The following is a 12,281-nucleotide window of genomic DNA, read 5'->3' on the forward strand; positions in this document are numbered from 1 at the left end:
GGGCTCCGGTTGACTCGTGGCCGACGGCGGGAGGTTTTCCCCAGCCTCCCCGCCGCCGGCCACGGCCACCGCCGCTGGCTACCCGCGCGTGGTCCGATCCGGGCTGGCTCCTCCTGAGCCATGGCCGCGGTTGGCCCGGACCGGGGGGCGGGGCGCGGCCAGCGTGGGCGTCAGCGCGGCGGCGACCTCTTCGGCGAACTCCTCGTGGACGAAGAGCTTGCCGCGTCGCACTTCGTGCAGGCGAACGTCGCCCCGGAACCCGGACATCATCGCGCGGGTCCAGGCCACCGGGAAGTAGGGGTCGTCGGCACCCCAGACCAGCTGGACGGGAACGGTGATACGGGAGTGCAGGCCAGCTAGAGCGCCGAAAGCCGAGAAGTCGAAGTTCCGGGGGAACTGGCCGAAGGCCCAACGCAGATCAGCGCTCTCCTTGAGGGGCCGCAGAAAGAACGCCGCGAAGTCTCCGTCCAGCAGGTTTCGGTCCTGGAAGGCGTCGCCGAGAACGAACCGGTTTCGCCTCAGCAGCCTATTGTTCGACGCTACCGTCAGCAGACGCTCAAATCCGGGTAAGTGACGGGTGGCGAATAGCAGCGAGAGCCGCCAGTGAGCCCCCTGCGGCTGCTCGGTGTCGATCAGCCCCCAGGAGCGGACGCGAGGGTCTCCCGCCAGGGCACATCGCGCGATGAGTCCACCGCTGTCATGGCCGACCACCGCCACGTCATCCAGGGCAAGGGTGTCCACGACGCGCCGTACCGCCGCGGCGTGCGCGGCGACATCGATGCGAGCGGTCCGGTCGAAGCGGCTGTCACCTGCCCCAACAAGGTCAATAATGTGACATCGAAGGTGCGGCACGAAAAAGGGTAGAAGACTGCGGAACGTTGCCCCGCTGACCGGCCATCCGTGCACGAACAGCACGTCTGGCCCTTCCCCGACACTGCGGACCGCAACCTGACCTTGCTCCACCTCAATGAAGCGGTCCGGCCGGGCGCGGAAGAGATTGGCGGCCTGCGCGACGGTAAAATCAGGCATCGATTCACTCCTGTCGACATCACGTGGCATGGCGGAGCCACCGGAGGAGAGCACGCACCGGCACTCTCGCCGGCAGTACGCTCTGCATGGCTCGACAGTGCCAGCCCAATAACACCCTGTCGATTACCTGTAAGGTAGCGAGCCCTTTTCGACACGCCGGTTCCGCAGTTCTCGCGCGGTCTCCTCGTCGGCGGGATAGAACGACTCGATCGACAGCTCGGAGAGGGTTACGTCCAATGGCGTACCGAAGGTTGCCACCGTGGTGAAGAGATTGAGCACTCGGCCGTCTCGGCGCAGCCGCACCGGCACCACGATGTCGTTGACCATCGGGTCGCCGACGTGGGCTTCACCGCCGGGGTAGCCACGCAGCTCCTCCTCAAGGTTCGCAAGATCCGGGTCGCCACTGAACTCCACCTGCCGGCTCAGCCGATGCAGCAGGTGCCACCGCCATTCACCAAAGTTCACGATGTGTGGAGCCAGCCCGTCCGGATGCAGACTCGCCCGGAGGACATTCGCCGGCGGTACGAGCAGCTGGGGTGCCACCAAGTCGGTGAGCACCGACAGGCTCTCGTTGGCCGCTACCAGGTTCCAGCCCCGGTCGACGACGACAGCAGGGTACGGTTCGTGCCCGTCGAGCACCTGTCGAATAGCGGCGCGGATGGCGGTCATGGACGGAGCGTCCAGCGCGTTCTCCGAATAGACCGGTGCGAACCCCGCGGCCAACAAAAGCCGGTTCCGCTCCCGCAACGCCAGGTCCAGCCGATCCGCCAGCTGCAACACCATCTCCCGGCTCGGCGACGAGCGGCCGGTCTCCAGGAAGCTGAGGTGTCGGGTGGAGATGTCGGCCCGGATGGAGAGCTCCAGCTGGCTGAGTCGGCGCCGGCGGCGCCAGTCCCGCAGCATCACCCCAACGGCCGGTCTCGTCACGGTCATCCCAGCATCGTCCGTCGCCGACGTCTCGCTGTCCATTACCTGCGAGGTAGGGCCGGCACCGAGCCAGCCCGCGCCCGACTACCAGGCAACCAGGAGTTCGGCGGGGCCGTGCGTGCGGAACGACGGCCGCCACCGGACCGGCGCCCCGGGTACGGCGAGTGCCAGACTTGGCAGCCGCCGGGCCAGTACGGTGATCGCCTCCTCGGCCTCGACCCGGGCCAGGCCCGCACCGAGGCAGAAGTGGGGGCCGTTGCCGAAGGCGAGCCGCGCGGGGTTTGCGTCCGCCCCCCGGGTGGCGGCGACGATGCTCAGCAGCACCGTGTCGCCGGCCGGAATCGTGGCGCCCCCGATGGTCATCTCCTCGGTGGGGAAGCGACGGATGGCGGCGGGTGCGGGCGGTTCGAGGCGCAGCGTCTCCTCGATCGCCTCGGAAGCCCGCACCCCACGGAGGCTGCCATCGTCAAGTAGGCGCAGCACGGTCGAGGCGATCAGGTTGGCGGTGTTCTCGTACCCGGCGAACAGGATCAGGAAGGCCAGTGAGGTCAGTTCGTCCCGGGTTAGCCGGTCCCCCTCCTGCTCGGTGGCGACCAAGGCGCTGAGCAGGTCGTCGCCGGGTCGCTGTTGTTTCGCCTCGATCAGGTTGACGACGTAGCCGTGCAGTTCGACGACCGCCTGCCGGATGGCGTCCCGGTCCGGCGGGTAGCTGGTGAGCATCGTGTCGGTCCAGGCCCGCAAGTCGGCACGCCCAGCTTCCGGTACGCCCAGCAGGTCGGCGATGACCTGGACAGAGAGCGGCGTGCAGTAGCCGGTGACCAGGTCGACGGGGCTGCCCGTGGCGACCACCGTATCCGCGAGCTCTTCGGCGGTTCGTTGGATCCGGGGACGCAGTGCGGCGACCCGCTGTGGGCTGAAGGCCGGGCCGACCAGGCGGCGCAGCCGGGTGTGATCGGGGGCGTCCAGGTTAAGCAGGTTAGCGTCGAGGGCCGGCGGCAGCGCGAATCCGGACCAGCCGCCCCGGCTGTGCTTTCGGTTGAGGGCCAGGCGGGGGTCGGCCAGCGCCCGGGAGACCAGTTCCGGGCTGGTGACCAGCCAGGCCAGGGAGGAGTCCGGCAGCAGCACCTGATGCACGTCGCCGGCCTTTCGAAGCTGGTCGTACTCCGGCCCGATTCGCGCGCCGGAACGGGGAATCGGGGCCAGCTCCGCCCGCGTCGGTTGGTCTTGGGACATCACGCCAGAGTAGCGGCGATCCGCCGACAGTCCGAAGTGGCAGAAGGTCGGCCGGCGAGTCGACGTGGCGGTGGGCAGCTCGGCGAGCCGAACTGGTCAGGATCAGCTCGCCGAGCCCACGCCGCCGACCGACCTCAACGGCCGGGTGACGATCGGTCGATCACGGTACGAGAAACATGCGCCGGGCGATGCCGGGATCCCGTAACGGCTTGATCGCCAACCGTACGAGGATCAGTGCGTTGTCGTCGCCGGCGATCCGATTGGCGCTGAGCTCACCGCAGGAGCGGCACTGGTGAATGATCATCCATTCGCCGTCGGGCCGCACCGACATGCTCAACGCTTCCATCCGACCGTGGCAGTTCGCGGCTCGGTCGCCGGGGATTCGCCGGTCCACGTGCAGACTGTCCAGGCAGTTCGGGCAGTGATTGCGGTGCGTGGTGCCGGGTGCCTCGACCGACACGTCCAGCCGACAGCCCACGCATCGGAAGTCGTTCGCCCGATGCCCACCCGGACGGTGCAGCACATCCTTGTGCCGCTGTGGCCGCCGGTTGGCTCGCGCCCGCTCGTGCGGGCTTCTGCTACGCCTTGGCATCGTCGATACCTCCAATCGATTCAGAGGTCGCCGAAGGTTTCGAGCGGAAACGGGGGCTGCGCCAGTGGGCGCACGGCAATCCGCATCAAAATGAGCTGGTTGTCGTCGGCACAGATGGCGTTGGAGGTCAGCTCATCGCAGCGTACGCAGCGGTGGATGACCATCCAGTCGCCAGTGCGGAGCACGGCGATGGCGATCGGCGACATCCGGCCCTGACAGTCACTGGGACCGCCCTCGACATGATCGGAAACGTGCTGGGAGTGTAGGCAGGACGGGCAGTGATTGCGCCGGACGCCGTCCCCGGCGGCGGCGGACACGGTGAGGCCGCACCGAATGCAGGAGAACGTACCGATCTTCAGGATGTTCTGCGGCGTACGCGAGAGAGTCTTCTTGGTGTTGGACACCCGGGGTGCTCCTTGCTGAGATGTCGGAAATGACAGCAAGAGCAGGCCGAGCAAGCCTCGCCTCGACCCGTCGTGGCATACGCACGCCGGGCATGGGTGGCGGAGTCAGGCACCGGAAGATAACGTCCGGTCACGTACCGCTCGGAAGGAGCGGCATCGGGAAGCGGACTACTGAACGGTGCAGCGAGGCGCACTCGGCGCGGGCTGGATCATAAAATCTCTCTCCCAGGGCAGCGGCCCAGAGCAGGGTACGGAACCTCCGTCAGGGTAGGCAGCCCACACCGCCGCTGTCACCCGGATTATCGAGCACCAGCCCATCCCCACGAGCTGGGCCCGCAGGAGAGCGGCTCACGGATCACACCTGGCGTACGGCGACGCCGAGGGCCTTCAGGGCGTCCACCTCCTCGTCGGGGGCGTCGTCGGTGGTCACGACGGCGTGCAGCGCAGTGGCGGGAGCGACCAGGGCGAGGGCGGTACGGGAGAGTTTGGCCGCCTCGGCTACCACGATGACGCGGTGGGCCGATGCAATCGCGGCGCGCTTGATCGCGGCGTCAGCCAGGTCGTACGCGGTCAGCCCGTTCGCGGCGGTCAGGCCGCAGCAGCCGATGACCGCGGTGTCGAAGCGCAGCGCGGCGAGGGACGCCTCCGCCAGGGGGCCGGTCAGCGCCAGCTCGCCGGGGCGGGGCTCCCCACCAGGCAGGAGCAGCCTCAGTTGGGGTGCGCCGACGAGGGCGTTGGTCGCGTGCAGGGACAGCGGCATGACGGTCAGGCGGCGACGCGCCAGTGCGCGGGCCACCGCAAGGCAGGTGGTGCCAGCGTCGATGACGATCGCCTCGCCGTCCGCGATCATCTCGGCTACCGCCGCGGCGATTCGTTGTTTGACCTCCGCACCCTCGCTCGCCCGAAGCGCGAACGGGGGCTCGTCGCCGCGCAGCAGCACGCTTCTGGCCCCACCCCGGTAGCGCTCAAGCAGGCCCTGCTCGGCCAGGAGCTCCAGGTCTCGGCGGACGGTCATCTCCGAGGTGCCGGTTCGCTCCGCCAGCTCCGCGACGCTGAGCCGCCCGGCGCGGCGTACGGCATCGGTGATCTGTCGGTGTCGGTCCACGCTCGCCATCCCCCCATTGAACACCAGTTGCGTTCAAATTTCGAGGTTAGAACAAAAAACATGTTTGCTATGTTCGCTTGCATGTTTGAATCGCTCCGGGCGGCTCGGCTGGCCACCTTCGCCTACTTCACCCTCAACGGCTTCATCCTGGGGATCTGGGTCGTCCACATCCCTGTCATCGAGCACCGGGCCGCCATCAGCCACGCCACACTCGGCTGGCTCCTGCTCCTCCTCGGTGCCGGCGCCTTCGTCGGGATGCAGGTCGTGGGACCCCTCACCGACCGCTTCGGCGCGCGTCGGGTCGTCCCGCTGAGCGCGGCCCTGTGCAGCGCGACGCTGATCCCGCCCGCCTTCGCGGGGAACGCCGGGACACTGGGCCTGGCCCTACTGGTGCTGGGCATCGGCAACGGCTGCCTGGACGTCAGCATGAACGCCCACGCGGTGCAGGTCGAGGCTGGATACAAGCGCCCGATCATGTCCGCGTTCCATGCCATGTTCTCCGTCGGCGGCGTCCTCGCCGCACTGGCCGGCGCGCGGACCCTCAGCTGGGGCTGGGGCCCCACAACCACGCTGACCACGGTCAGCCTCCTCGGCCTGGCAGCCACCGCGGCCGCCGCGCCCGCATTGCTGTCGTCGCCGGCGAACACCGGCGCGCGGACCCCAGCCCGCACCACCAGGAGCCGCCGGACCAAAGCTCCGCTGCGCATCTGGGCGCTCGCCGGGCTCGCACTGATCCTGATGCTCACCGAAGGCGTCGCCAACGACTGGAGCACGTTGTCCATGCGCGACGCGTTCGACACACCCGCCGCCACCGCCGCGCTCGCCTACGGAGCCTTCACCGCCGCCATGACGATTGGACGCTTCCTCACCGACACCATCGTCGCCCGTTTCGGCCCGGTGGCCATCGTCCGGTACGGCTGCGCGCTGGCCGCGCTCGCCCTCACCACCATCGCGCTCGCGCCGTCGATCCCACTCGCTCTCGCCGGGTGGACGCTGCTCGGAATCGGTCTCTCCGGCGCCGTCCCGCAGCTCTTCAGCGCGGCCGGTCACACCGACCCGGATGCTGCCGGCACCAACGTCTCCCGCGTCGCGGGCCTCGGCTACCTCGGCATGCTTGGCGGACCCGCCGTCATCGGGCCGCTCACCCAGCTGATGCCCCTGAACTACACGTTCGTCCTGCCCGCGATCCTCTGCCTGGTCGCCGCGCTCGTGGCCCACGTCCTTCACCCCCAGGAGGAGGAGACCCGGCTCGACGTCGAGGCTCCGCAGCCGGCCACCGCCCGATCAACAGCAAACGGGCCCGGGGCGCAGCGGAGCTGAAGAGCTGTTTAGATAACTCTCTAGGTTGACAGTCTTCAAATCAGGGAGCAGACTGGAGTTTGCTTCGAGAAACATCGAGACAGCGAAGCCGGCGTCGCTCCATCCACGCCGACAACCAGATGATCGAACCCAGCAGGAGGAAAACCATGTCCCGGGTACAGCTCGCGCTCCGCGTCTCCGACCTCGAAGGCTCGATCGCCTTCTACTCGAAGCTGTTCGACACCGAGCCGGCCAAGCGCCGCCCCGGGTACGCCAACTTCGCCGTGGCGAACCCGCCACTGAAGCTCGTGCTCCTGGAAGGCGAGCCGGACCAGCGCACCGCGCTGGACCACCTGGGGGTCGAGGTGCCCAGCGCCGACGAGGTGAACGCCGCGACCACGCGCCTCGCCGAGTCTGGCCTGACCACCTCGGAGGAGAAGGACACCGAGTGCTGCTATGCGCTGCAGGACAAGGTCTGGGTACACGGCCCCGGCAAGGAGCCGTGGGAGGTCTACACCGTCAAGGCCGACTCCGACCAACTCCAGAAGGCGACCGAGACCGAGTGCTGCACCCCGACCGGGACGAAGGCGACCGAAGACGAGTGCTGCACGTCGACCGCAGTGACGGCGACCGAAGACGAGTGCTGCACGTCGACCGCAGTGACGGCGACCGACAGCGCGTGCTGCACGCCAACCGCGGCGAAGGAAACGGCGGGCAGTGGCAGTCAGGCGAGCTGCTGCTGACTGCCAGCGCACATCCCGGCAGTGACCGCCGGCGCCTCGCTCAATGGGCGCGCCGGCGGTCACTGCCGGGATGAGTTGGGGCCGGTGACTCAGTGAGTCGACTGCCGCATGATCCAGGTGGGTAGGGGCTCCTCGAAGGTGCTCACCACCTCCCAGCCCGCACGCCGGTACATCTCGACGTTGTCGCGGTTGCTGGTTTCCAGGATCGCCGGAAGGCCCGCTGCGGCGGCGTGCCGCAGCCCCATCGCCATGACCGCGTGGCCCCACCGACGACCCATACTTTCGGGATGGGTGCCCAGGACACTGAGGTACCAGAAAGGTTCTGTCGGCAGCGCCGCGTCCATCGCCTTATGGAAGGCATCGAAGCGGCTCAGCGCGTCGGCGGGGAGGTGAGTGGCGAGAACGCCGTCCAACTCCTCGTCCCCCGTCCCAGGTGCCTGCCAGATCGCGACCGACGCTCCGCGCTCGATCGTCCAGATCGTTTGCTGATGCACCTGCTTGTCAAAAAGGTACCCGAAGAAGACGGTGGCGTACTCAGGGTAGGTCGCATCGTCGGGGAAATAGCATCGCAGAAGGGGGTCCTTCTCGAAGGCGGTGACAAGTGAGCTGACGACGCGCTCACGGTCTCCCGGCATGGCAACGGTGATCTCAGGTGCTGTCACGGGATGCAAAACTACCGCAGCTCAACGCGACTACCCGGTACGTGTAAGCAGTCTCGCATCTCGTTTGGGGGCTTTTATTAGCATATCCACCCCTTAAGTACCCTATGACGGATTTTACTCGTGTTGGTTGCCAGCTACCTGGTAGCCCGAGGAGCGCCACACCGCACCGCCCTGGGGTGGCTCCTCGTCCGTAAACGGGGAAGGACACCGGAGCGCGATGAACCATCAGCACCGCCAACACGAACCGAGCGGGCCACGTCAACGCCGCCCAAAGCCACGATGGTGGGCGCTCGGACTAGCCGGGGTGACGGCCCTCACCACCGTCGGGGTTGCCGCCGCCCCCGCGGACGCTGCCCGACCCTTCCCGACCAGCGCCGAGGACCGCCGCGGCAAGACCGCGGACCATCCCGGGACGCCGGAGACACCCGCCACCGGTGGCCATCGCGACAAATCCGACGAGCAGGGCAAGGGCAAGAAGGAACCCAAGGGCACTCCCGTCCCCTGCGACACGGACAAGTTGATCGCCGCGATCACCCTCGCCAACGCCCGCGGCGGCGCCACCCTCAACCTCGCCAAGGGCTGCACCTACCTGCTCACCGCCGACCTCGACGGCGCCGGCCTGCCCACCATCACCACTCCCATCACCCTCAACGGCAACAAACACACCACCATCGAACGCGCCGCCGCCGCCGACCAGTTCCGCATCCTCACCGTCAACGTCGGCGGCGACCTCGCCCTCAACAACCTCAAACTCACCGGCGGACACACCATCGGCGACGGCGGCGCAATCCTCGTCAACCCCGGCGGCAGACTCACCGCCAACGACAGCGCCATCACCCGAAACATCGCCGACGGTAGCGGCGGGGGAATCGCCAACAACGGCACCACCCACATAAACCACTCGTCCGTTGATGACAATAGTGCTGCCACTTTCGGTGGAGGGGTCATCAGCTTTGGCGTACTCAAGATCCGCAAGACTCACGTACGCGCCAACACCGCTTTCATCGGGGCTGGGGTCTTCGGTGCGGGCGAAGTCCAGATCGACAGCAGTACCATCAACGCCAATCACGCTTCATCCGGCGCCGGCGGCCTTGTCATGTTTATCGGAATCGGCACCGTGACGGATACCAACCTCACGAACAACACCGCGATAGAGGTCGGCGGCATCCTCGTGAACGTCGACACACAACTCACCCTCACATCTGCCACCATTGCCGAGAATGTCGCCACCGCAAGCCTCGTTGGCGGGCTGGGCATAAACCCGGGCTCCTCCGTTGTGGTCGAGAACAGCAACATCGAAAACAATACAGCCGCCACCGACGCTGGCGGCATATACAACACCGGCTCGCTGGTGTTGCGGCGAACAAAGGTCACCGGAAACCAGGCAGGCAACGAGGGCGGCGGCATATACAACACGTTCGGCGGTGCCGTCCGTCTCTTCGACACGAAGGTGGTCAAGAATATCGCCACCACCGACGGCGGGGGCATCTTCAACGTACTCAATGGAACGGTCGAGTTGAACACCGCCACCGGCACCGTCGTGGTCAAGAATCGGCCGAACAACTGCTCCGGCGACGACGTACCTGGTTGCGCCGGTTAGCAATCGGTGCGGTTCGCGAGGGAGGCTGCCGGGCCGACGGACGGCGGCCTCCCGGTGCGCGGGCCAGGGCGGAAGAACCGGCCCGGCACCGGCCGGACGGGTGACCGTCGACACGCGGAGCCCATAAAGCAAGATCCCCACCGACGTTTCCGCTGGTGGGGACCGCAATAGCCCGGCGAAAGGCTATGTGGCCAGGGACGGGGTCGAACCGTCGACCTTCCCATTGTCAGATGCCCGAAACGGGGTGCCGGCATGTGCCCTACGCAGCTCAGAGGCACTGTCGCTCATGCCGGCACACCCCGTCAATCGCTGCTACTGCGGCCATCTGGTGCGGCCACATCCGAGGCAAGATGATCGCCTCGGAGATCAATGAGGCAATCCAGGTACCCCTGCCACCGAGCAGCCCTAGCAACTATGCACATCTCCTGCACCCGTCGACCCTCACCCTCCTCCATGTCGCGGCCCATTACGTCGATGGCGTTGCGGCAGCGCCGAACCTCGTCCCGAAGGCGCTGATTCTCCTGTCGGAGCCCCTGATTCTCCTGCTGATACAGACGCTCGCGCTTACTGGTCATAGCCCGCTGGTGGGCGGCCGTAGCGGCGTTCGCCACGCGGGCGACCAGTGGCTTGGCGGGCTGGCGACGGTGGGGGTGGGAGGGGTAGTTCATGCGCTGTCGATGCCTCCGGGGTGAGTTCCGGGTCGGGAGCGAGCTAGTCGAACACACGTACGAATCGATGGGAAGGATATTCCGCCGCGTGTCGACAGCTCTGTCGATATGAAATGCGTGCGACGGATGGCCGGAACCTATGCGGCGCCAACCCCCACCACCTCAATGTGATCACTGGGCGACTAATGGTAATAGCGGATCCATAATCGACAAGTAAAGAAAGCTAATGGCATTTGCGCCTTTTGCGACTAATGGAATGTCCGACACGGACAGGCTGAGACGAAATCAGCCAGGTCAAGGAGTGCGGGTGTACGGGAATTCGGTACGGCGCGACGCGCCAGGAACGCCCACACGGACAGGTGACAGCGCGACCGGCCGGCAGGGAGTACCGTCGATGACGGCAGGGCGCCGGTTGTAGCGGTCGGCGCCCGCCACCCCAGACCGCTACCTGGGAGAACCGATGCCGGCCGTCGTTGACCCTTGTTTCGGAGCTGAGCTACGCCAGTTGCGTACACTCGCGGGAGTCAGCCTCCGCCAGCTTGCTGCCCTCGCCCTGTCCAGTCGAGGGCATCTGCACGACATCGAGGCTGGCCGCCGACAGCCCAACCTTGATCTCGCTGAACGGTTGGACCTCGCCCTTAACAGCGGCGACAGACTCACCGGCTTGATCCGCGCAGCGCCGCTGTCCGACGAGTTGGCTGACCACCTGACCTACGTCCAAAACCGCCCTCGCCGGGTTGAGCCGGCCGCCCTTGACGCCCTCACCGACATGCTCGCCGCACACCGCCGCCTCGAAGACAGCGTTGGCGCAGCCGCAGTGCTCCCAGCGGTACGCATTCAGCTGAACTTCGTTACCGACTTGACCATCGAAGCGCGTAGCTTGCGGGCCCGTCTCACAGATTTGGCCGCTCAATGGGCCCAATTTGGGGGTTGGCTCAACGCCGCTTCTGGAAATCCGCGTGTGGCTGGTCGCTGGTATTCCGCTGCCTTGGAGTGGGGCACCGAGGCCGGAAACTCCGACATGATCGCCACGGTGTTGAGTATGCGTGGACATCTCGCGTGGCAACACCGCCGACCAGGACCTTTGATTGGGTTGTCGGCTGCGGCGCTGCGACAGCCAGCCAGCCCGGGTGTACGGGCGCTCGCCGCTCAGCAGGAGGCCCGAGGGCATGCCCTGATCGGAGCAGCATCCACCGCGATCGGGCTACTCGATCAGGCTGTTGACCTCGCCATGCAAGCGACCGAAGCCCCCGAGCGGGAGCCGTCATGGATCTATTTTCACTCCCTGGACTACCTGAGAATGCAGCGCGGCCTGACCTATCGGCTACTCGGTGACAACGCCCGGGCAGTCGAACACCTTCGCATCGGTCTGCGCGGACTGCCGCCGTCCACGAAGTGCGCGGCGTGGACCGTCCCTTATAGGTTGGAGCTGGCGGCGACACTGGCCGAACTCGGCGACGTCAGTGCCGCGCTGGAGGCGTACGACCGCGTGCAGGTCATCGCTGAGGCGACCGGAACGGGGCACTTGGCAAGGCGCGTAGATTCTGCCGTCCGCAGCCTGTCCGCAGGAAACTTGCGGACGCACAGCACCTAGTCGTAATCACCCCCTCACGGAAAGCTCTCGAAGTGGGGATGGTCACCACTGGGAAGAACAGGCCGCCTCGACCCGATCGAGGGGAGCACGCGCATGATCCGGCTTTTCCGTCGACTTCGCCGCCGCCGGCCCGCACGGCTGGACGCAGTCGGCCCCGCCACCCGGTACGCGGCGCGGGCCGGCGCCTACTCCCCGCTGCACAATCAGCCGACGGTGATCTTCGACCGCCGGCCGTTGATGACCCCGCTCGCCCAGCAGCGGGCCAACCAGCGGTGATGGGCACCCACGCCCGGCCCCGCCCGGCCAGCCTGTCGACGGTGCAGCTACGCAACCGGATGATCCTGTCCGCCCGGCGGATCATCATCGAACACTGGCCGCGGGTGGACCGGTGCCCGATCTGCGCATCCGCCTGGCCATGCCTACCC

12 protein-coding genes and 2 pseudogenes are annotated in these 12,281 nt (G+C 67.1%); 6 read left to right on the forward strand and 8 right to left on the reverse strand.

Translation table 11 applies throughout. The features are described from left to right. Positions 1-78: 78 nt before the first annotated feature. The 6 genes from T398_RS18740 to T398_RS18765 all read right to left on the reverse strand — a co-directional run bounded on the left by T398_RS18740 (position 79) and on the right by T398_RS18765 (position 5,299). Positions 79-1,029, reverse strand: a complete 951-nt coding sequence (locus tag T398_RS18740; RefSeq protein WP_496448611.1) for an alpha/beta fold hydrolase — start codon at positions 1,027-1,029, stop codon at positions 79-81. Positions 1,030-1,152: 123 nt separating this feature from the next. Continuing rightward, positions 1,153-1,998, reverse strand: a complete 846-nt coding sequence (locus T398_RS18745; RefSeq protein ID WP_496448613.1) for a helix-turn-helix domain-containing protein — start codon at positions 1,996-1,998, stop codon at positions 1,153-1,155. A 42-nt stretch (positions 1,999-2,040) separates the two neighbouring features. Then, positions 2,041-3,189 carry a cytochrome P450 family protein gene (locus T398_RS18750; protein WP_496448615.1) on the reverse strand — a complete coding sequence of 383 codons (1,149 nt, stop codon included), beginning with the start codon at positions 3,187-3,189 and terminating at the stop codon, positions 2,041-2,043. Between the two features lie 160 nt (positions 3,190-3,349). After that, entirely contained in the window at positions 3,350-3,781 is a 432-nt protein-coding gene (locus tag T398_RS18755; RefSeq protein WP_496448617.1) for an RNHCP domain-containing protein, read from the reverse strand. Between the two features lie 20 nt (positions 3,782-3,801). After that, on the reverse strand, positions 3,802-4,185 hold the full coding sequence (locus T398_RS18760; protein ID WP_496448618.1) for an RNHCP domain-containing protein: 384 nt from the start codon (positions 4,183-4,185) through the stop codon (positions 3,802-3,804). A gap of 355 nt (positions 4,186-4,540) precedes the next feature. Next, positions 4,541-5,299: a DeoR/GlpR family DNA-binding transcription regulator gene (locus T398_RS18765; RefSeq protein ID WP_496448619.1), complete on the reverse strand. Its 759-nt coding sequence runs from the start codon at positions 5,297-5,299 to the stop codon at positions 4,541-4,543. 60 nt (positions 5,300-5,359) lie between these two features. On the opposite strand from T398_RS18765, the gene T398_RS18770 reads away from it, so the two are divergent. Both T398_RS18770 and T398_RS18775 read left to right on the forward strand, forming a co-directional pair. Then, positions 5,360-6,610 (forward strand): MFS transporter, encoded by a 1,251-nt coding sequence (locus tag T398_RS18770; RefSeq protein WP_496448620.1) that lies wholly within the window; start codon positions 5,360-5,362, stop codon positions 6,608-6,610. A 146-nt stretch (positions 6,611-6,756) separates the two neighbouring features. After that, positions 6,757-7,332 carry an ArsI/CadI family heavy metal resistance metalloenzyme gene (locus tag T398_RS18775; protein WP_496448621.1) on the forward strand — a complete coding sequence of 192 codons (576 nt, stop codon included), beginning with the start codon at positions 6,757-6,759 and terminating at the stop codon, positions 7,330-7,332. 89 nt (positions 7,333-7,421) lie between these two features. Here T398_RS18775 and T398_RS18780 read toward each other — a convergent pair whose 3' ends face one another. Continuing rightward, positions 7,422-7,967, reverse strand: coding sequence for a GNAT family N-acetyltransferase (locus T398_RS18780; protein ID WP_496448643.1), 546 nt, complete (start codon positions 7,965-7,967; stop codon positions 7,422-7,424). A 244-nt stretch (positions 7,968-8,211) separates the two neighbouring features. Between T398_RS18780 and T398_RS18785 the strand changes: the two genes are divergently transcribed. After that, positions 8,212-9,594 carry an autotransporter outer membrane beta-barrel domain-containing protein gene (locus tag T398_RS18785; protein WP_496448622.1) on the forward strand — a complete coding sequence of 461 codons (1,383 nt, stop codon included), beginning with the start codon at positions 8,212-8,214 and terminating at the stop codon, positions 9,592-9,594. Between the two features lie 449 nt (positions 9,595-10,043). On the opposite strand, the pseudogene T398_RS18790 reads toward T398_RS18785, so the two are convergent. Beyond that, a pseudogene (locus T398_RS18790) lies at positions 10,044-10,262 on the reverse strand (hypothetical protein); the annotation flags it as partial. A gap of 460 nt (positions 10,263-10,722) precedes the next feature. Between T398_RS18790 and T398_RS18795 the strand changes: the two are divergent. The 3 genes and pseudogenes from T398_RS18795 to T398_RS18805 form a co-directional block, all read left to right on the forward strand. After that, a pseudogene (locus tag T398_RS18795) lies at positions 10,723-10,848 on the forward strand (helix-turn-helix domain-containing protein); the annotation flags it as partial. Between the two features lie 108 nt (positions 10,849-10,956). Continuing rightward, entirely contained in the window at positions 10,957-11,856 is a 900-nt protein-coding gene (locus T398_RS18800) for an NsdA family TPR-like regulatory protein (RefSeq protein ID WP_496448645.1), read from the forward strand. A gap of 93 nt (positions 11,857-11,949) precedes the next feature. Continuing rightward, positions 11,950-12,132, forward strand: coding sequence for a hypothetical protein (locus T398_RS18805; protein ID WP_496448624.1), 183 nt, complete (start codon positions 11,950-11,952; stop codon positions 12,130-12,132). Positions 12,133-12,281: the final 149 nt, after the last annotated feature.

Source organism: Salinispora goodfellowii, assembly GCF_059570675.1.